The 19779-nt window shown below is 68.3% G+C and carries 19 protein-coding genes; 10 read left to right on the forward strand and 9 right to left on the reverse strand.

Features of this window, described 5'->3' with window-relative positions; all coding sequences use genetic code 11:
* Nucleotides 1-25 precede the first annotated feature (25 nt).
* Nucleotides 26-2083, forward strand: a complete 2058-nt coding sequence (gene mrdA, locus KAQ61_RS17480; RefSeq protein ID WP_210929990.1) for a penicillin-binding protein 2 — start codon at nucleotides 26-28, stop codon at nucleotides 2081-2083.
* 387 nt (nucleotides 2084-2470) lie between these two features.
* On the opposite strand, the gene KAQ61_RS17485 is transcribed toward mrdA, so the two are convergent.
* From KAQ61_RS17485 to KAQ61_RS17505, 5 genes are all read right to left on the reverse strand, one after another.
* Nucleotides 2471-3397, reverse strand: a complete 927-nt coding sequence (locus tag KAQ61_RS17485; protein WP_210929991.1) for a DMT family transporter — start codon at nucleotides 3395-3397, stop codon at nucleotides 2471-2473.
* 120 nt (nucleotides 3398-3517) lie between these two features.
* Nucleotides 3518-4273, reverse strand: a complete 756-nt coding sequence (locus tag KAQ61_RS17490) for an amino acid ABC transporter ATP-binding protein (RefSeq protein ID WP_042419110.1) — start codon at nucleotides 4271-4273, stop codon at nucleotides 3518-3520.
* Complete coding sequence (locus tag KAQ61_RS17495; RefSeq protein ID WP_042419108.1) at nucleotides 4270-5052, reverse strand: amino acid ABC transporter permease; 783 nt, start codon at nucleotides 5050-5052, stop codon at nucleotides 4270-4272. Before KAQ61_RS17495 ends, KAQ61_RS17490 begins: the two co-directional genes overlap by 4 nt.
* 113 nt (nucleotides 5053-5165) lie before the next feature.
* Complete coding sequence (locus KAQ61_RS17500) at nucleotides 5166-5936, reverse strand: ABC transporter substrate-binding protein (RefSeq protein WP_042419106.1); 771 nt, start codon at nucleotides 5934-5936, stop codon at nucleotides 5166-5168.
* Between the two features lie 291 nt (nucleotides 5937-6227).
* The gene (locus tag KAQ61_RS17505; RefSeq protein ID WP_210929992.1) at nucleotides 6228-6986 is read right to left on the reverse strand and encodes a sulfite exporter TauE/SafE family protein; all 759 of its coding nucleotides are present in this window, start codon (nucleotides 6984-6986) and stop codon (nucleotides 6228-6230) included.
* A gap of 349 nt (nucleotides 6987-7335) precedes the next feature.
* On the opposite strand from KAQ61_RS17505, the gene KAQ61_RS17510 reads away from it, so the two are divergent.
* Nucleotides 7336-8643 (forward strand): ammonium transporter, encoded by a 1308-nt coding sequence (locus KAQ61_RS17510; protein WP_210931994.1) that lies wholly within the window; start codon nucleotides 7336-7338, stop codon nucleotides 8641-8643.
* Between the two features lie 41 nt (nucleotides 8644-8684).
* On the forward strand, nucleotides 8685-9005 hold the full coding sequence (locus tag KAQ61_RS17515) for a hypothetical protein (RefSeq protein ID WP_042419096.1): 321 nt from the start codon (nucleotides 8685-8687) through the stop codon (nucleotides 9003-9005).
* 130 nt (nucleotides 9006-9135) lie between these two features.
* Here KAQ61_RS17515 and KAQ61_RS17520 read toward each other — a convergent pair whose 3' ends face one another.
* Nucleotides 9136-10857, reverse strand: coding sequence for a GMC family oxidoreductase (locus KAQ61_RS17520; RefSeq protein ID WP_210929993.1), 1722 nt, complete (start codon nucleotides 10855-10857; stop codon nucleotides 9136-9138).
* A 220-nt stretch (nucleotides 10858-11077) separates the two neighbouring features.
* Here KAQ61_RS17520 and KAQ61_RS17525 point away from each other — a divergent pair, with 220 nt between their 5' ends.
* From KAQ61_RS17525 to KAQ61_RS17550, 6 genes are all read left to right on the forward strand, one after another.
* On the forward strand, nucleotides 11078-12205 hold the full coding sequence (locus KAQ61_RS17525) for an MlaE family ABC transporter permease (protein WP_183303345.1): 1128 nt from the start codon (nucleotides 11078-11080) through the stop codon (nucleotides 12203-12205).
* A gap of 3 nt (nucleotides 12206-12208) precedes the next feature.
* Nucleotides 12209-13021, forward strand: a complete 813-nt coding sequence (locus KAQ61_RS17530; protein WP_210929994.1) for an ABC transporter ATP-binding protein — start codon at nucleotides 12209-12211, stop codon at nucleotides 13019-13021.
* Between the two features lie 3 nt (nucleotides 13022-13024).
* Nucleotides 13025-13981: an MlaD family protein gene (locus tag KAQ61_RS17535; RefSeq protein WP_210929995.1), complete on the forward strand. Its 957-nt coding sequence runs from the start codon at nucleotides 13025-13027 to the stop codon at nucleotides 13979-13981.
* 11 nt (nucleotides 13982-13992) lie between these two features.
* Nucleotides 13993-14646: an ABC-type transport auxiliary lipoprotein family protein gene (locus tag KAQ61_RS17540; RefSeq protein ID WP_210929996.1), complete on the forward strand. Its 654-nt coding sequence runs from the start codon at nucleotides 13993-13995 to the stop codon at nucleotides 14644-14646.
* Between the two features lie 173 nt (nucleotides 14647-14819).
* Nucleotides 14820-15038, forward strand: coding sequence for a CsbD family protein (locus tag KAQ61_RS17545; protein WP_042419078.1), 219 nt, complete (start codon nucleotides 14820-14822; stop codon nucleotides 15036-15038).
* 227 nt (nucleotides 15039-15265) lie between these two features.
* Entirely contained in the window at nucleotides 15266-15793 is a 528-nt protein-coding gene (locus KAQ61_RS17550) for a hemerythrin domain-containing protein (RefSeq protein ID WP_043385696.1), read from the forward strand.
* 31 nt (nucleotides 15794-15824) lie between these two features.
* Here the strand turns inward: KAQ61_RS17550 and KAQ61_RS17555 are convergent, their stop codons facing one another.
* Nucleotides 15825-16457, reverse strand: coding sequence for a MarC family protein (locus tag KAQ61_RS17555; RefSeq protein WP_042419072.1), 633 nt, complete (start codon nucleotides 16455-16457; stop codon nucleotides 15825-15827).
* 122 nt (nucleotides 16458-16579) lie between these two features.
* Between KAQ61_RS17555 and KAQ61_RS17560 the strand changes: the two genes are divergently transcribed.
* A complete protein-coding gene (locus KAQ61_RS17560) occupies nucleotides 16580-17278 on the forward strand; it encodes a dienelactone hydrolase family protein (RefSeq protein ID WP_043385700.1) in 699 nt (232 codons plus the stop codon).
* A 107-nt stretch (nucleotides 17279-17385) separates the two neighbouring features.
* On the opposite strand, the gene KAQ61_RS17565 is transcribed toward KAQ61_RS17560, so the two are convergent.
* Both KAQ61_RS17565 and hemB read right to left on the reverse strand, forming a co-directional pair.
* The gene (locus KAQ61_RS17565; RefSeq protein ID WP_183303341.1) at nucleotides 17386-18519 is read right to left on the reverse strand and encodes a magnesium transporter CorA family protein; all 1134 of its coding nucleotides are present in this window, start codon (nucleotides 18517-18519) and stop codon (nucleotides 17386-17388) included.
* 96 nt (nucleotides 18520-18615) lie between these two features.
* Entirely contained in the window at nucleotides 18616-19626 is a 1011-nt protein-coding gene (hemB, locus tag KAQ61_RS17570) for a porphobilinogen synthase (RefSeq protein WP_210929997.1), read from the reverse strand.
* Nucleotides 19627-19779: the final 153 nt, after the last annotated feature.

Genomic DNA, 19779 nt, shown 5'->3' on the forward strand with positions numbered 1-19779 from the left:
GCCCTGGGCACTTGCAGGAGCTGCCATGGGCCGGTTTGAGGTACGCAACAGCGAAGCCGAGCAGTACAAGTTCCGGCTGCGCGTCGGCGCGGTGGCATTGCTGGTGCTGCTGCTGTTCTGCATTCTGCTGTTCCGCCTGTTCGTGCTGCAGGTGGTGCGCCACGACGCCTTTGCCGAGCGCGCCGAGAACAACCGCACGGCCGTGGTGCCCATCGTGCCCAACCGGGGCCAGATCCTGGACCGCAACGGCATCGTGCTGGCGACCAACTACTCGGCCTACACGCTGGAGATCACGCGTTCCAAGGTCAAGGACATGGACGAGACCATCGACGCCCTGTCTGAGCTGGTGGAGATCTCGCCCCGCGACCGGCGCAAGTTCCGCCGCCTGATGGAGGATTCCAAGCGATTCGAGTCCGTGCCGCTGCGCAGCCGCCTGTCCGACGAGGAAGTGGCGCGCTTCGCGGCCCAGCGCTGGCGCTTTCCCGGCGTGGACATCAAGGCCCGCTGGTTCCGCAACTACCCGTTGCAGGACGTGGCCGGCCACGTGGTGGGCTACATCGGCCGCATCAACCAGAAAGAGCAGGAAGCGCTGGAGGACAGCGACGACTATGCGAACTACCGCGGCACCGAAGTCATCGGCAAGCTGGGCATCGAGCAAAGCTACGAAAAGCAGCTGCACGGCCTGACCGGCTGGGAGCAGTTGGAGACCACGGCCGGCGGCTTTGCCGTGCGCCGCCTCAACAGCCGTCCAGCGACGCCGGGCGATTCGGTGGTGCTGACCCTGGATGTGGGCCTGCAAAAACTGGTGGAAGACCTGTATGGCGAGCGCCGCGGCGCGCTGGTGGCCATCGACCCGCGCAATGGCGAAGTGCTGGCCATGGTCAGCAAGCCGTCCTACGACCTGAACCTGTTCGTCGACGGCATCGACCAGGAAAACTGGGACCTGCTGAACAACTCCATCGACCGCCCCCTGCTCAACCGTGCGCTGCGTGGCACCTACCCGCCAGGTTCCACCTACAAGCCGTTCATGGCCCTGGCCGGCCTGGAGTCGGGCAAGCGCAAGGTGGACACCACCATCCAAGACAACGGCAGCTGGACCTTTGGCGGCCACACCTTCCGCTCAGGCCACCCCAACGGGCCGACCAACCTGCGCCGCTCCATCATCAAATCGTCCAACGTGTACTACTACATGCTGGCCAACGACATGGGCGTGGACATGATCCACGACTACCTCTCGCCCATGGGCTTTGGCAGGCCGACCGGCATCGATGTGCAGGGCGAAGGCCGTGGCGTGCTGCCCAGCACCGAGTGGAAGCGCAACACCTACAAGCGCCCCGAGCAGCGCAAGTGGTATGCGGGCGAAACCATCTCCCTGGGTATCGGCCAGGGCTACAACCACTTCACCCTGCTGCAGGTGGCCAACGCCACCGCCATGCTGGCCAACCATGGCGTGCAGCACCGCCCGCACCTGGGCAAGGCGACGCTGGGGGCGGTCTCGCGCCAGTACGAGGCGCTGTACAAGGAGCCGGGCACGCCCATGGGCTACAAGCCCGAGCACGTCGAAGCCGTGCGCAGCGCGGTGGCGGCCGTGACGGTCGAAGGCACGGCTCGCCGTGTGTTCGCCGGGGCGCCCTACACCTCGGGCGGCAAGACGGGGACGGCCCAGGCCGTGACCATTGGCCAGAAGGACAAGTACAACGCGGCCAAGCTGGCCGAGCACCAGCGCGACCACTCGCTGTACATGGCCTATGCCCCAGCCGAAAACCCCAAGATCGCCCTGGCGCTGATCGTGGAAAACGCGGGCTTCGGCGCCGCCGCGGCCGCGCCGATTGCGCGGCGGGTCTTCGACTACTGGTTGCTGGACCATTACCCCAGCGAAGAAGACATGGCTGCCATGCGCAAGGGCCAGGCCACCACCCCCATTGGCACACCACGCAGTGGCAAGGAGATGATGGCCCGCTACGAGCGCGTGGACCTGCCCAGCCTGGGGGCGCCGCGCGCCCTCGAAACCTTGAGCGGCGGCGACCTGGCGGTGCCGCACGCACAGGACAGCAATCCGGCCGAGCCCGAGGTCGAGGACTGAGCGCCAGTCCGGGTGGGCCGGACAGCTTGGGCTATCCGGGCGCCGCGTGGGCCGCAGCGCCAGCCCTTGCAGGCAGTCACCGATGGGGGGCACATCCAGCACCGGCAGGTCGGGCGCGATGTGCCGCACCGGGCGTGCCGTCCGGGATGGTGCTGCCCCGCCCACGCGCGCAGACGCTGGCAGTCGGCCGCACGCCATCTCCCGCCACGGCAGGATCGACGGTCCCAGGCGCTGGGGCCATGCAGGCGCGCATGCCGCCAATACCGCGTGGCGGGCGTTGTCCCTGCAGGGCACAAGCGCCAGTCCTTCTACGGGATCGGGTGCTCAGCCTTGCATGGCGCGCAGCACAGGCGCGTGCGCACCCCGCCTGCAGCACGGTATTGGGCGTCAGGCGTTGGGCTTTGCCGTGGCCGGAGGCAGGCTGCGGGCACGTGGTGCAGCCTGCGGTGGCGTCCACTGGCTGAAGATCAGCGCCACCACCATCAGCGCTGCGCCGCACAGGGCCAGCGCGCCCATGCGCTCGTCGATCAGCCACCAGGCGGTCAGCGCGGCAAACACCGGCTCCAGCCCGAAGACGATGGCGCTGCGCATGGCGTCCAGCCGCTGCTGGCCCCAGGCCTGCAGCACCACCACCAGGGCGCTGGCCACCAGGCCCAGGTAGGCGATGGCCAGCCAGGCGCCGGGGGACAGGGCCTGCGCCTGCGTCTGCAGCCGCTCGAACCCCTGGGGCTGCAGCCACAGCATCAGCGTGGTGCAGGTCCACATCGAGCCGGCCAGCGCCGCCGCCATGCGCGTGGCGCGCAGGGGGGCCGCCTGGTGGCGCCGCGCGGCGGCCTCCAGCCCGAGGATGTACAGGGCGTAGACCACGGCGCTGCACAGCGTCAGCGTGTCGCCCCGGTTCCAGGGTGTGTCCTCGAAGAACATCAGGCACATGCCGGCCATGGCCAGGGCGCAGGCGGCCCAGACCTGCCAGCCGGTGCGGCGGCGCAGCACCAGCCAGGCGATCAGCGGCACCAGCAGCACGTTCAGGCCGGTGACGAAGGCGTTGCGGTTGCTGGTGGTCAGCGCCAGGCCTTCGATCTGCAGCCAGAAGGCCAGGAAGTTCAGCACCCCCAGGCCCAAGCCCCAGTGCCATTCGGCACGCCGGATGCCGCGCCACAGCGGCAGCAGCACCAGGGTCGCCAGACCGAAGCGCAGCCAGATGATCTGCAGCGCCGACAGGTCGGTGGACAACTGCTTCATGGCGGGGAAGGTGGTGCCCCAGACCACGGTGACGGTCAGCAGGGCCGCCAGGCCCAGGCGTTCGGTGCGCATGCGATGTATGAAAAAAGGAGCGGCTCACGCTCGCATTTGCTGGGGTTTATGGTCAAAACAGTCTGAAACCAAGGAATGACAAGCGCCAACTGCTCCTGATGGTGATGATGGCGGGGGCGTCTAGTGGGCCATGCGGCCGATGAAGGCGGCAATGCGTTCGTTGCCCGGGCGGGCAAAGAACTCGGCCGGCGGGGCCTCGTGCGCAATCTGCCCCTGGTCGAAGAACATCACACGGTCGGCCACTTCGCGGGCGAAGCCCATCTCGTGGGTGACGACGATCATGGTCATGCCCTCGCGGGCCAGGCCGCGCATCACCTCCAGCACTTCCTGCACCATCTCCGGGTCCAGGGCGCTGGTGGGCTCGTCGAACAGCATGACCTGCGGCTGCATGGCCAGGGCGCGCGCAATCGCCACGCGCTGCTGCTGGCCGCCGGACAGCTGCCAGGGGTACTTGTGCGCATGGGCGGCCATGCCCACGCGCTCCAGCAGCTGCAGGGCCTGGGCGTTGGCCGTGGCGCGCGGCGTCTTGCGGATGCGGCGCGGCGCCAGGGTCACGTTGTCCAGCACGGTCATGTGGCCGAACAGGTTGAACTGCTGGAACACCATGCCGACTTCGCAGCGCTGTTGCTGCAGCGTGGCCTCGTGGTCCGTGACCTCCACGCCGGCGATGGTGATGCGCCCGCCGTCGTGCGGCTCCAGGCGGTTCAGCGCGCGCAGCAGCGTGGACTTGCCCGAGCCCGAGGCGCCGATGATCACGGTCACCTCGCCCTGGCAGAACTGGGTGGACACGCCCTTCAGCACCTGGTGCGCACCAAACGACTTGGTGACGCGCTCGCAGACGATGTAGGGCGTGCGGGTGTTGGCAGCATGGCTCACTTCTGGCGGCCCTCCACGTCAAAGCGGTATTCGATGGCGGCGGTGACCTGGGTCACCAGCGTGGTCAGCACCAGGTAGGTGAGGCCGACGGTGATCAGCGTCTCCACCGGCTGGAAGGTGGACGACTGGATGCGGTTGCCGACGTTGGTCAGCTCCACCACGCCGATGGCGTAGGCCAGCGACGAGTCCTTGAGCAGGGCCACGAAGTTGCTGACCAGGGGCGGCAGCGCAATCTTGAACGCCTGGGGAAAGACCACGTCCAGGAACACCCGCCCCTTGGGCAGGCCCAGGGCACGGGCGGCCTCGGTCTGGCCGCGCGGCACGGCGTTCAGGCCGGCGCGCACGGCTTCGGCGTTGTAGGCACCGACGTTCAGCGCCAGGGCCACGCAGGCGGCGGCAAAGTCCGGCAGGTTCAGGCCCGGCACCAGCACCGGCAGGGCGAAGTACATGAACAGGATCTGCACCAGCAGCGGCGTGCCACGGATGATCCAGACATAGGCGCCGGCCACGCTGCGCAGCACGGCATGGCCAGAGGTGCGCGCCACGGCGGCCAGCACGCCCAACAGCAGGCCGGCCGCGCCGCTGACCAGGGTCAGGTACAGCGTGGTGCGGGCGCCATCGGCAAATTCGGCGGCGTGGTCGCCGATGGGTTCGGGCAGCAGGGCCAGCAGCTCGCCCAGCAGGGCGACGACCACCACCATCAGCAACAGGGCGGTGACCAGGGTGGCATTGCTGCGCTGGGTGCGGCTCCAGTGCGAGGGCCAAAGTGCAGTGAGCATGGAAAGAACAGCAGGTTAAACAACGCAAAAACGCCCTGGGGGCCAAAGCCTCAGGGCGTCATGGGGCGGCGTGCCAGGCACCCGGCCTGGCGATCACACCGCCCGGGCAGGTTTTATTGTGGGCAGCGAATGTCTTCCTGGAACCACTTGTGCGAGATCTTGGCGTAGCTGCCGTCCTTCAGGGAGGCGGCAAAGGCCTGGTTCCAGGCGGCGGCCAGGGGCTGGTTGTCCTTGGCCACGGCGGCGGCAATGCGCTCGACGAACAGCAGCTCGCCCTGGTGGAACTTGATCTTGGGGTTCTTGGCCAGCATTTCCTTGGCCAGGAAGCGCTCGGTCACCCAGGCGTCGGCGCGCTGGGTCATCAGGGCGTTCATCGCGGCTTCGTTGGTGGGGAAGTTCACCACGCGCTTCACGCCGGGCACGTTCTTTTGCACGTAGTCCAGGTAGGTGGTGCCGGTCTGGGCCGACACGGTCTTGCCGGCCAGGTCCTTGGCGCCCTGGATGCTGGCGTCGCGGGCGATCACCTGCGCACCCGAGCAGTAGTGCGGGGCGGTGAAGGTGATGGCCTTCTCGCGCTCGGGCGTGATGCCGTGCGACGAGATGACCAGGTCCCAGCGGTCCTGCTTCAGGCCGGTCAGCAGGGCATCGAAGGAAATCGTCTTCCACTCGAACTTCAGGCCCATCTTCTGGGCCAGGTGTTCGGCCAGATCGACTTCGAAGCCGGTCAGCTTCTTGCCCTCGAAGTAGGCGAAGGGGGCGTAGTAGCCTTCGGTGGCCAGACGCAGGGTGCCGTCCTTCTGGATGGCTTCAAGGGGACGTGCCTGGGCCACCGAAGTGCCCAGCAGAGCCAGCGCAGCGGCGGCAATGACGGAAAAGCGTTGCATGAAAGAGGTGCTCCTGGCGCCATCGCGCTGGCAAGGGCCCCGGCCCCATGCGGATGGGGCGCCGCTCACAGCGATGCAGCGGTCAAGAAAGGAGGGGGCTGTAGCCGCCGGACCGCCGGTCTGAGGACATCAGACCATCACAGCGGTGGGCCGGGCTACGCCGCAAAGCGGTGGTGCACATGCACCAAGAATGTGCGGCTCGTCAGGCGAAGCAGGCTGCCATTATAAAAGCCGGCCAGCGTCCGTGCAGACGGCAGGCCTCGCCACTGACGGGGGATGTGCCGCGCCGGCTCAGGCGCCGAAGGCGTCCCAGCCGGTTTTGCAGATCAGCAGGCTGACCACCACGATGAAGATCACGCGCACAAAGCCGGCGCCGTGGCGCAGCGCCATCCAGGTGCCCAGTACGCTGCCCAGCACGTTGGCGATCGCCAGCGGCACGGCAAAGTGCCACCAGACATGGCCCTTGAGCGCGAACAGCACGATGGCCGCCAGGTTGGTGGTGACGTTCATCAGCTTGGCGTTGATCGACGCGTTCAGGAAGTCATAGCCCAGCAGGCGCACCAGCAGGAAGACGAAGAAGCTGCCCGTGCCCGGGCCGAAGAAGCCGTCGTAAAAGCCGATGACCAGGCCGATGCCGGCCGTCAGCCACTGCGTGGTGCGTAGGCTGTGCATGGGGGTGTGTTCGCGCCCCAGCTCCTTCTTGGCCAGGGTGTAGAGCAGCACGCCCAGCAGGATGAAGGGCAGCAGCTTGCGCAGGAAGTCGGGGTTGACCAGGGTGACGGCCCAGGCGCCGCTGAATGCGCCCACCCCGGCGGCCACGATGCCGGGGATGATCATCGGCCAGGTGATGCGGATGCGCCGGCTGTACTGCCAGGTCGACATCGCTGTGCCCCAGACGGCGGCGCTCTTGTTGGTGCCAAACAGGGTGGCGGGGGCCGCGTGCGGGAAGGCGGCAAACATTGCGGGCACCAGAATCAGTCCGCCACCACCCACGATGGCATCCACGAAACCGGCCAGGGCCGAAGCCAGAGAGACAAAAATCCATTCCATGATGGGCGCTGATTGTGCGCTGTTCACGGAGCGCTAAAACACAAATAAAAAGCGCCGGTCTGGCCGGCGCTGGGGGAAAGGCATCTCATTGGTGGATGCTTTTTAGATATTGGTCTGGTTGTGGATCGAGTTGTCTCCTCGGGCCCTCCTTGCTGCACCTTGGTGCGCGCTAGAGTGGTCTGGACTGTAGACCCTGCGTTGGTTTGGTGCATCGGGGATTTCCCGCAAGCTGGTGGTGCGGTGTGTGACGGCCGAATGACACTGTGCGCTGTGGGTGTTTGGCGGCCGGTGTGCAGGCATGGCTTGTGCTTGGCTGGCGGCAACAACACTGCGGGGGAGCGACATGGAGATGCGAAGCAGGTGGGGCCGTCTGGCCCCGGGCGTGGCGCTGCTGGCCCTGCTGCCAGCGGCCGGGCAGGCCCAGCAGATGGTGGGGTTTGCGGCCATCGACAAGGCCGACACGGTCTGGGTGCTGGTGGCCACGGCCCTGGTGCTGCTGATGACGCTGCCCGGCGTGGCCCTGTTCTACGCGGGCATGGTGCGCCGCAAGAATGTGCTCAACACCCTGGCGGCGGTGCTGGGCGCGGCCTGTGTGGTCAGCGTGGTGTGGTTTGCCGTGGGCTATTCGCTGGCGTTCACCCCCTCCTCGCGCTGGATTGGCGGGCTGGAGCGGTTGTGGTTCGGGGGCCTGGACTACCAACTGGCGCAGCAGCAACTGGCGGTCAGCCACATGGCGCCGCACATCCCCGAGGCGGCCTACGCCCTGTTCCAGCTGACCTTCGCCATCATCACGGCGGCCCTGATCGTCGGCGCCCTGGTGGAGCGCATGCGCTTTGTGGCGCTGATGCTGTTCATGGCGCTGTGGACCCTGCTGGTCTACGTGCCCGTGGCGCACTGGGTGTGGGAGCCGGGCGGCTGGCTGGCGCGCATGGGCGCGCTGGACTTTGCCGGCGGCGCCGTGGTGCACGTGAACGCCGGCGCGGCGGGCCTGGCCTGCGCCTGCTACCTGGGCAAGCGCACGGGCTATGGGCGCGAGGCCTTCCAGCCCTACAACCTGGGCTGGACCATGCTGGGCGCCTGCCTGCTGTGGGTGGGCTGGTTCGGCTTCAACGGCGGCTCGGCCCTGGCGGCCGACGGGCGCGCGGCCCTGGCCATGGTGGTCACGCACCTGGCGGCCGCGGGTGGCGCCCTGGGCTGGGCGCTGGGCGAATGGCTGCTGCACCGCCGCATGTCGGTGCTGGGTCTGTGCTCGGGCCTGGTGGCCGGGCTGGTGGCCGTGACCCCGGCGGCGGGCTTTGTGGACATGGGCGCGGGCCTGCTGATCGGCACCATCGCCGGGCTGGTCTGCTACTGGGGGGCCACGGGTTTCAAGCGCTGGCTGGGGGCCGATGACTCGCTGGATGTGTTCGGCGTGCACGGCATCGGCGGCATCGTTGGCTCGCTGCTGACCGGGGTGTTGGTCAGCGGCACGATTTCCGGGGCCAGCGGCAACCTGCTGGCGCAGTCCGTGGCGGTGGTCGCGGTGGCGGCGTTCAGCTTTGCCGCCACCTGCGTGCTGATGTGGCTGACCGACCGCCTGGTGGGCGTGCGCGTGGATGCCCAGGCCGAGCAGCAGGGCCTGGACATCAGCGAGCACCGCGAACACGTGGGCGCCTGACCCACCCGGCGGCCTGGGCCGCCCGCACAAGGAGGATGCCGATGGCGAACACCGAACGCATGGCCGCAGCCGCCCACCTGCACGTGGCGCTGCGGCGCAAGGCGGGCCGCGTGACCGATACCGACTGGATGGCGCTCAACGACGAGTACGCTCGCGAGATCGTGCGCGTGGCGCGGGCCCGCGCTGCGGAGGACGGCGATGCCGCCCTGGCCGGTCTGGCCGACCGGCTGGCGGCCCTGCTGGACGCCGGTGCTGCGGCCCCCGCCCCGGCGGTGCCGCTGGTGGAGCGTGTGGCGCACCGCCTGCGCGATGCGGCCCCGCCGGGCGACGAGGCCGGGCGCTACATCGGCGGGCTGCGTTAGCGGGGGAGTCCTGAAAAAGGAGCTGGTTGCGCGCGGAAAATCTGGATTTCAGCGCGGTTCAGTGCCGAAGTTGGATTTTGATCAGCGCAGGTAGCTCACTTTTTAATCCAGCCGGCGGCAGCGAGACCGTTCACACGGTCAACGCCTGGGCCGGTGCTTCGGGGGCGGCCGCCGCCATGGGGGGCTGGCCCTCGCGCGCCTTGCGTTCGGCGCGGATCCAGCCGGCGGCCTTTTCCGCCAGCATCAGCGTCGGGCTGTTGGTGTTGCCGCTGGTGATGGTGGGCATGGCCCCGGCGTCCACCACGCGCAGCGCCTGTACGCCGCGCACGCGCAGGCGGCTGTCCAGCACGGCCATGGGGTCGTCGTCGCGGCCCATCTTGGTGGTGCCCACGGGGTGGAAGATGGTGGTGGCAATGTCGCCGGCCAGGCGGATCAGCTCCTCGTCGCTCTGGTACTGGGTGCCGGGCTTCCATTCCTCGGGGGCATACTGCGCCAGTGCCGGCTGGCTGACGATGCGGCGCGTCACGCGCAGGCTGTCGGCCGCCACCTGCTGGTCCTGGGCGGTGCTCAGGTAGTTGGGCGCAATCGCCGGCGCGTCCTCGAAGTTCGGGCTCTTGATGTGCACCGTGCCACGGCTGGTGGGGTTGAGGTTGCAGACGCTGGCGGTGAAGGCCGGGAAGCTGTGCAGCGGCTCGCCAAACGCATCCAGCGACAGGGGTTGCACGTGGTACTGCAGGTTGGGGTGCTCCAGCTCGGGGCGGCTGCGCGTGAAGGCGCCCAGCTGCGAGGGCGCCATGCTCATCGGGCCGGTGCGGCGCAGCAGGTATTCCATGCCGATGCGCAGCTTGCCCCAGGGGCTGGCCGCCAGGGTGTTGAGGGTGAGCGCATCGCGCACCTTGTAGACCGAGCGGATCTGCAGGTGGTCCTGCAGGTTGGCACCCACGCCGGGCAGGTCCAGCGTGACCGGGATGCCGGCCTGGTGCAGCACCTCGGCCGGGCCGATGCCCGACAGCTGCAGCAACTGCGGCGAGTTGACGGCCCCGGCGCAGACGATCACTTCCTCGGTGGCCGTCAGGTGGGCCAGCTCGTCGCCGGTCCAGACCTTGACGCCGGTGCAGCGCAGGGCGCCATCGGCCTGGCGCTCCACCACCAGGCGCGTGGCCTGGGCCATGGTCCACATCTCGAAGTTGGGGCGGCCATAGCACTTGGGGCGCAGAAAGGCCTTGGCCGTGTTCCAGCGCCAGCCGTCCTTCTGGTTGACCTCGAAATAGCCCACGCCCTCGTTGTCACCGCCGTTGAAGTCCTGCGTGGCCGGAATGCCGGCCTGTTGCGCCGCCTGGGAGAACGCATCCAGGATGTCCCAGCGCAGGCGCTGCTTCTCGACGCGCCATTCGCCCTTGTGGCCGTGCAGGCTGGCGAAGGCCGGGTTGGGCGGCTGGCCCTCGTCCAGGCGCCAGTGGCTTTCGTGTTTCATGAAGGCCGGCAGCACCTGCTCCCAGCGCCAGCTGTCGTCGCCGGTCAGCCCGGCCCACTGGTCGTAGTCGCGCGCCTGGCCGCGCATGTAGATCATGCCGTTGATGCTGGAGCAGCCGCCCAGCGTCTTGCCGCGCGGGTAGCGCAGGCTGCGGCCGTTGAGCCCGGCGTCGGCCTCGGTCTGGTAGAGCCAGTCGGTGCGGGGGTTGCCGATGCAGTGCAGGTAGCCGACGGGGATGTGGATCCAGTGGTAATCGTCCTTGCGGCCGGCTTCGATCAGCAGGACGCGCACGTTGCGGTCGGCGCTGAGGCGGTTGCACAGCAGGGCGCCTGCAGTGCCGCCTCCGATGACGATGTAGTCGAAAGAGGTGTCACTCATGAAGCAAGCCCGTGTGACCGGGCATCAATCGGCCTCCGGATTGGAAACCGTGGTTCCATTGTGTGGAATGCCCCGGGGCTGTCGATAGGGAAAGCGTGTAGTCTTGGTCTGACGATTTCGGTGTTGCACTGCAAAATGCACCGGCTGCTGGCTTGCGTTCCGTGGTTCGCGGCCGGGGCCAAAGCTTGTAAGCTGGCAGCGCTTCGACTTTTTTCACGCCATGACCGATACCCTTCCCCGTTTGCAAACCCTCCAGGACGCCGAAGGCGCCTGGGTGCAGTTGCAGGGGCGCTGGGGCGCGGCGGAGCTGGGCCAGCGCCCGGTGTGGCAACAGCTGCAGCGCGCCCTGCGCAGCCATCCGGCGAACGCCGCCACGGGCTGGGACCTGCAGGCGTTGCAATGGCTGGACCACATCGGCGCCCAGCTGCTGTGGCGCCACTGGCAGTACGCCTGGCCGCAGCGGGTGCGCCTGACCGATGCCCAGCGCACCATGCTGGCGCGCGTGGCCGCCTTGCGCCAGGAACCCGCGCCGGCGCCGGCCCCGCTGTGCATGATGGACCGGGTGAACCAGCTGGGCCTGCTGGTGCTGCACGCGCTGGACCATTTCCAGCACCTGGTGGAGCTGGTGGGGCAGCTGGTGCTGGACATCGGCCGCCTGCTGCGCGATCCGCGCAAAGGGCCTTGGCGTGATTTTTCTGGCCACCTGTACAGCATGGGGGCCACGGCGCTGCCGATCACGGCCCTGGTGGGCTTTCTGATCGGCGTGGTGCTGGCCTACCTGATGGCGCTGCAGCTGCGCCAGTTCGGCGCCGAGGCCTTCATCGTGAACATCCTGGGCATCTCGCTGATCCGTGAGCTGGGGCCGCTGCTGGGCGCCATCCTGGTGGCTGGGCGCTCGGGTTCGGCCATCACGGCGCAGATCGGCGTGATGCGCGTGACCGAGGAGCTGGACGCCATGCAGGTCATGGGCATCCGCCATGGCTTTCGCCTGGTCATGCCGCGCGCGTTGGCGCTGGCGCTGGCCATGCCGCTCATCAGCCTGTGGACCACGCTGGCGGCGCTGGCGGGCGGCATGCTGGCGGCCGACATGACCATGGGCATCTCGGCCGGCTACTTCCTGCAGGCGCTGCCGGACGCGGTGGAGATCGGCAACCTGGTGCTGGCCATGGCCAAGTCGGTGGTGTTCGGGGTGTTCATCGCGCTGATCGGCTGCCACTGGGGGCTGCGCGTGCAGCCCAACACCCAGAGCCTGGGCGCGGGCACGACGGCCTCGGTGGTGTCGTCCATCACCATGGTGATCGTGGTCGACGCCCTGTTCGCCATCGCTTTCAAGGATGTGGGGTTCTGAGCCATGAATGCAGCCGCATCCCCCCGCCCGCAGACGCCCCGCGCCATGGTGCAGGTCGACAAGCTGTGGAGCGTGTTCGGCGAGGGCGACAACGCCTTTGCCGTGCACCAGGACCTGGACCTGACGGTGTACCAGGGCGACATGCTGTCCATCGTCGGTGGCTCGGGCACGGGCAAGACGGTGCTGCTGCGCCAGATCCTGGGGCTGCTGCAGCCGGGGCGCGGCACGGTGACCACGCTGGGTCGGCCAGCGGCCGAGCTGTGCACCGAAGGCGCGGCCGCCCGCGTCGGCATGCTGTTCCAGCACGGGGCGCTGTACTCGGCCTTCAACGTGCTGGAGAACATCGGCTTTGCCCTGCGCGAGCTGGGCACGCTGCCCGCGGCCATGGTCGACGAGGCCGCCATGGTCAAGCTGCGCATGGTCGGCCTTAAGCCCGAGCACGCCACGCGCATGCCGGCCGACCTGTCCGGTGGTATGGTCAAGCGGGTGGCCCTGGCGCGCGCCCTGATCATGGACCCGCCGCTGCTGCTGCTGGATGAGCCGACGGCCGGGCTGGACCCGACCAGTTCTGACGAATTCTGCGCCCTGCTGCGCGAGTTGCGCGCCGAGCTGGGGCTGACCGTGGTCATGGTCACGCACGACCTGGACACGCTGTTCGCCTTGTCCAGCCGCGTGGCGGTGCTGGCCGAGAAACGCGTGCTGGTGACCGGAACGCCACAGGAGGTGGCGCAATTCCAGCACCCCTTCATCACCACTTTCTTCCAGGGCGAGCGGGGCCGCCGGGCCATGGCACCCGCTCCGCAAGGAGGGCATTGAGCAATGGAAAACAAATCACACGCCATGGCGGCCGGCAGCTTCGTGCTGGCGCTGCTGGTCCTGCTGGGGGCGCTGGCCCTGTGGCTGACGCGCGACCGCCACGACTACACCCTGTACGAAATGTCCACCGGCGACACCATCAGTGGCCTGCAGAACCAGGCCACGGTGCGCTACAAGGGCGTGGCCGTGGGCAAGGTGACCGAGATCACCTTCGACCAGGCCCAGCAGGGCAATGTGCTGATCCGCATCGCGGTCGACAGCAAGGCCCCGGTCTCGCCCACCACCACCTTCGGCATGCTGGGCTACCAGGGCGTGACCGGGATTGCGCACATCCAGCTGGACGACGTGACCGAGCCCATGGCCGCCCTGCCCGAGGGCCCTGGCGGCATCCCGCGGCTGTTGATGAAGTCCTCGCCGCTGAGCGTGCTGGCCGACCAGGGCATGACTATCCTGAGCAAGGTCGACGAGGCCACCCGGCGCATCAACCAGCTGCTGGGCGATGACAACCAGGAGCGCTTCAGCAGCCTGCTGCTCAACCTGTCGGATGCGGCCAGCAATGTCAGCGGCGTGACCCGCTCCATGCACACCACCTTGCAGCAGGAGCTGCCCGGCATGACCCAGGATGCCCGCCGTGCCCTGCAGGCCATGGAAAAGGCCGGGCAGGAAGCCGGCGCGCTGGCGCAGGAGGTGCGCCGCATGACCACGACCGTGCAAGGCCCGGATGGTGCCCTGGCGCGGATCACCGAAGGCTCGCAGGCCATGGCCCGGGCGGCTGAGCGCCTGGACCGCGCCACCCTGCCCGGCATCAGCCAGGCCGCCAGCGATGTCTCCTCGGCCGCGCGCCGCATGGGCAGTGCCGCGGCGGGGATTGGCGACAACCCGCAATCCCTGCTGTATGGGGTGGATGCCGGACAACCCGGGCCCGGCGAGCCCGGTTTTGTGGCCCCTGTGGCCCAGTAAGGAAGATGCATATGCGCGCACTGATCACTCCACGCCGCGCCTGGTTCTGGGCGGCGGCGGTCGTCTGGCTGGCGGGCTGCAGCACCCTGCCGCGGCCGCCCCAGGCCGTGACCCGCTATGACCTGGGGGCACCGGCCGCACTGGCGGCGCCGCCGGCCGTGGCCTTGCCGGCCGTGGCCCTGGGGCCCGTGCAGGCGCCTCTGCTGTCCGATGGCAGCACCCTGGTGCATTACCGCCTGGCGTATGCGGATGCGCAGGTCTTGCGCGCCTACACCCAGGCGCGCTGGAGTGTGCCGCCCGCGCAGATGGTGCAGCAGCGCTTGCGCGAGCACCTGACCCAGGGCGGGCGCGTGGTGCTGTCGGCGGCCCCGGGCGAAGCACCGCCCAGCGTGCAGGGGCGGCAGGTGCCTGTGCTGCGCCTGGCGCTGGAGGAGTTCAGCCATGTCTTCACCAGTGCCCAGGACAGCGTGGGCTGGGTGCGCGTGCGCGCCACCCTGGTGGACCCCGCGCCGCAGGGCGATGTGCTGCTGGCCCAGCGGGTGCTGGAGGTGCGCCAGCCCGCGTCGGCGCCGAACGCCGCGGCCGGGGTGCAGGCCCTGGCCCAGGGGGTGGACGTGCTGGGGGGCGCCCTCACCCAGTGGCTGCAAACCGTGTCCAAGCGTTAAACGCGCTCTGGCACGCCGGGTCGGTCTGGTCCGACCGGCCCTGTCCCGCATCGACGACACGTTGCGCCATGGATTTTTCTTAAAGTGAGTTTTCGCGCTGCAGGAATGTGAATGTGTTGGTTTTTACGCATTCCATGTGCAGTCAATGTTGATTTCACGCTGAGGAAAATTCCATGAATGAAGACCGTATCCAAGGAAACTGGAAGCAATTCAAGGGCAAGATTCGCGAGCAGTGGGGCAAGCTGACCGACGACGATGTGGACGTGATCGCCGGCAAGCGCGACCAGTTCCTGGGCAAGCTGCAGGAGCGCCATGGCCTGGCCAAGGAAGAGGCGGAAAAGCAGCTGGCCGAATGGCACAAGCGCCACCCCGACTTCCGTTTTGACCGCTGATCCATAGTCGCCCGCAGGGGGGCGTCGTCCCCGGGCGCGATCCCGCCCGCAGGCGCGCACCCACCCTGTGTCAGCCCCAGCCCCGCATGCGGGGCTTTTTGCCGTCTGGCCCGGTGGTGCCTGTAGGCCGCCGCCCTGTGCCGGCCGGGCTTTGACCTGTCTCAAACCCCTACGAGATAGGCTTCGTAAGCTTTCGGCTTTGCACAGTTTGGACGAAGGAGGGCGCTATGGCGACATTGGAATGGAGCACGGCCCTGGAGTTGAACGTTCCAGTCATGGACGAAACGCACAAGGAGTTCGTGGACCTGATGGCGCAGGTGGAAGCCACGCCGGACGAGGCCCTGATGCCGGTGTGGCAGGCGCTGGTGGCACACACCGAGGAGCACTTCGGACAGGAAGACCGCTGGATGCTGGCCACCGGCTTTGCCACGGGCAACTGCCACGCCACGCAGCACAAGGTGGTGCTGGACATCATGCGAGAAGGTGGCAAGCGCGGGGACGAGGGGGACTACAGCATGATCCGCGGCATGACGCCGGAGCTGGCCTCCTGGTTCAGCTACCACGCCCAGACCATGGATGCGGCCCTGGCCCAGCACATGCAGAGCGTGGGCTTTGACCCCGCCAGCGGCGCCCTGCTGCACAGCGATGCCCTGCCGGCGCAGCCCATCAGCGGCTGCGGCGGGGCCTGCTCCACCCCGGACGACCACGCCCAGCACGGCGCCCAGGCCGACAAGGTGGCACAGTCGGCGGTCTGAGTGCCGCCCCTGTGCCGGCCGGCACGCGCTGTCAGCCCGCCAGCGCAGGGAAAATTTTCATCAGGCCCCCGGCCATCACTTCCACGGCCAGGGCGGCCAGGATCAGGCCCATCAGCCGCGTCATCACGTTGATGCCGGTCTTGCCCAGCACGCGGGCAATCGGTTCGGCCATGGAAAAGCTGGCCCACACCGCGGCCGCCACCACCACCCCATAGCCCACCAGGGCCAGGTGCTGCCAGAAAGTGGCCGCCTGGTCGGCGTAGATCACCACGGTTGACATGGCGGCCGGTCCGGTGAGCAGCGGGATCGTCAGCGGCACCACGGCGATGCTGTTGCCCATGGCGGCCTTCTCGACCCCCGCTTCCAGCGTGTCCTCGTGGCGCCGGTCTTCGGCCGGGCGCGCGTTGAGCATGTTCATCGCGCTGATCAGCAGCAGCAGGCCGCCGCCGACCTGGAAGCTCTGCAGCGAGATGTTGAAGAAATCCAGCACCTGCAGGCCGATCAGCGCGCAGGCGGCGATCACCACGAAGGCGCTGAACGACGCCGTGCGGATGGTCTGGGCACGCTGCGCAGCATCGAAGCCTTGCGTGTAGTGGATGAAAAACGGCACGATGGCCAGCGGATTGACGATGGCAACCAGGGTGATCAGCGGTTTCAGATCCATGGGCGGGCAGTGCGGGGAAGGGTGGACAGGTTCTCAGTGGAACGCAGATTGCTTAAAGTTGCCAGTGTTGCGGCCGGCAGGGACACGGCAGGCCGCCCAACGATAACAAGGAGATGCGATCCATGGGCAGCTTTATTTCACTGACCGCCGCCGATGGCACGGCGGTGCCGGCCTGGGTGGCCCGGCCCGAGGGCCCGGTGCGCGGGGCCGTGGTGGTGGCGCAGGAGATTTTCGGCGTCAACAGCCACATCCGCGCCGTGACCGACCGCCTGGCAGCACGCGGTTTCGTGGCGATCGCCCCGGCGCTGTTCACGCGGCTGGAGTTCGATGTGCAGCTGGGCTATGACGCCGAGGGCATGGCGCGCGGCAAGGCCTTGAAGGCCGCGGCCGAGGCCCTGCCGGGCGAGGGCGTGCTGCAGGACATCCGCGCCGCGGCGCAATGGGCCCTGCAGCAGGACGGCGTGGCCGGCGTGGGCATGGTGGGCTTTTGCTGGGGCGGGCTGCTGGCCTGGCGCGCGGCCGAACGGGTGAGCGAGCTGTCGGCCGCCGTGTGCTACTACGGCGGGGGCATGACCGTGTCGCCGGAGCTGGCGCGCACGCCGCGCGTGCCGGTGCTGGCCCACTTTGGCGCGCGCGATGCGCACATTGCGCTGGACGGCGTGCAGGCCTTCAGCCGGGCGCACCCCGGGGTGCAGGTGCATGTGTACGACGCCGACCATGGTTTCAACTGCGACCAGCGCGGCAGCTACGACGAGACCAGCGCCATCCAGGCCAAGGACCGCACGCTGGCCTTCTTCGACCAGCACCTGGCGCGGGCCTGATGCGGGTCTGATGCAAAAGGAGAGCGGTTGGCGCGTGCCATGCCTAGGTTTTGGCGTGTTTTAACTCGCAAACCCAGCGCGGGTGCGCGCGGGGTGCTCCCAGTTTGTCAGGTGTTCTCGCCCATCAGGGTGTCGCGCTCGATGTAGCGGCGGCGCAGGAAGAACACCAGCAGGGCCAGGCCGATGCCGGCCATGGCGCCCATGGCCCACCAGAAACCGTCTTCCTTGTGCACCAGGGGCAGCACGTCGAAGTTCATGCCGAACACGGCGGCGATCAGGTTCAGCGGCAGGAAGATGGCGGTCAACGTGGTCAGCGTGCGCATGATGTCGTTGGCGCGGTTGCTCTGGGCCGAGAAGTGCATCTGCACCGCGGCCTCGGCGCTCAGCTCCATGCGGTGCACGTGGTGGCTGACGCGCTCGATGTGCTCCAGCACGTCGCGCGAGCGCACGCGCAGCAGCTCGCGTGCGCGGCGCTCGGCCGTCTCGCTTTCCTCGGGCCAGCTCTCCAGCATGTCGATCCAGTCCTGCACGGCGGCGCGCTGGTCTTCGCAGATTTCGTTGAGCTGGTGCAGGCCCAGCTGCGCCTGCAGCACCTTGCCCCAGTCGTGAAAGCGCGAGTTGGGGTTGAGCAGGGCCATCTGCCACTGGTCCATCTGCTTGGCCATGTCGCGGCGCAGGCTGAGGAAGCCGTCCACCATCAGGTCCAGCTGGCGCAGCATCAGGTCGGCGCTGCTGGCAGGCAGGCGGCTGCCGGCGCGCTTTTCCGGCGTGGTGCCGGGGGCCAGCAGGCGCTGCACATGGTGGGCGCGCACCGGGCACGCGCCGGGGTGGACGCTGAACAGCAACTGGTCGAACACGGCAAAGCCGACCGGGGCGGTGTCCAGGTTCTTCAGCAGCGGGGCGCTGGCCGGGCGGGCGCCGGCGTCTGCGCTGCCGGTTGCGGGCGGCGGCGGCAGGTCCAGGCGCCGGAACAGCATCACGTCGTAGTCCGAGGTGTAGTCGAAGGTGGACGGGATCTGGGCGTTCAGCAGGTCGGAGATGTGCAGGTCCACCAGGGGTGTGCCGCACAGCTGCAGCAGCAGGCGTTGCACGGCCGCGATCTGGGTCTCGAACTCGGTGCGCTCGCACGACAGCCAGTAGAAGCTGCCGGCCTCGGGCGCGGGCAGGGGGGCGTCGGACGCGGGCCAGGTGCCCAGGTCGAGCACCTGCTTGGTGGCAGGCTGGATCAGCAGCAGTCGCATAGGTACAAGGTCAAATGGCCGCAAAACGCAGACTGTACAGGCGCTGGCAGCTATCCAAACCGTGTCTGCGCGCACGCAGACACGGGCGAGGGGCGCTTACAAGCCGCGCAGCCGCTTGGCGGCGTCGATGGCGAAGTAGGTCAGGATGCCATCGGCCCCGGCGCGCTTGAAGGCCAGCAGGCTTTCCATCATCACGGCGTCGTGGTCCAGCCAGCCGTTGGCGGCCGCGGCCTTGAGCATGGCGTACTCGCCGCTGACCTGGTAGGCGAAGGTGGGCACGCCGAACTCGTCCTTGACGCGGCGCACGATGTCCAGGTACGGCAGGCCGGGCTTGACCATGACCATGTCCGCGCCTTCGGCGATGTCCAGCGCCACCTCGCGCAGGGCTTCGTCGGAGTTGGCGGGGTCCATCTGGTAGACGTTCTTGTCGGCCTTGCCCAGGGCGCCGCGCGTGCCCACGGCGTCGCGGAAGGGGCCGTAGAAGGCGCTGGCGTACTTGGCGCTGTAGGCCATGATGCGGGTGTGGATGTGACCTTGCAGCTCCAGCGCCTCGCGGATGGCGCCAATGCGCCCGTCCATCATGTCGCTGGGGGCGACCATGTCCACACCGGCTTCGGCATGGGCCAGGGCCTGGCCGACCAGCACTTCCACGGTCTCATCGTTGAGGATGTAGCCGCTCTCGTCGAGGATGCCGTCCTGGCCGTGGCTGGTATAGGGGTCCAGGGCCACGTCGGTCATCACGCCCAACTGGGGAAATTCCTTTTTCAGCGCGCGCACCACGCGGGGGATCAGGCCGTCGGGGTTCAGGGCTTCCTTGCCGTCGGGGGTCTTGAGGCTGGCATCGATGGCGGGGAACAGCGCCAGGTAGGGGATCTCCAGCTTCACGCACTCCTCGGCCACGGGCAGCAGCAGGTCCAGGCTCAGGCGGTCCACGCCGGGCATGGACGGCACGGCCTGGCGCAGCTGCGTGCCCTCGTGCACGAACACCGGGTAAATGAAGTCATGGGCTGTCAGGCGGTTTTCGCGCACCAGGTTGCGGGTGAAGGCGTCGCGGCGCAGGCGGCGCGGACGGCTTTGCGGGAAAGGGGTAGGGTTCGACAGATGCATGCCGCGCATTGTGCGCCTGTCGGTCGGCGCTGGCGAGGGATTGCGCAGGGTGCCGCTGGGTCATGCCTTGGGGATAGTCCCCGTGTGCCGGGGGCGGCGGGGTGCTAGATTTCGCCTCGAAAGCGGCTTGCTGCTTTCCCTGCTTCACCTCCC

The organism is Comamonas aquatica (assembly GCF_018064205.1).
GTDB classification, from domain to species: Bacteria; Pseudomonadota; Gammaproteobacteria; order Burkholderiales; family Burkholderiaceae_C; genus Comamonas; species Comamonas aquatica.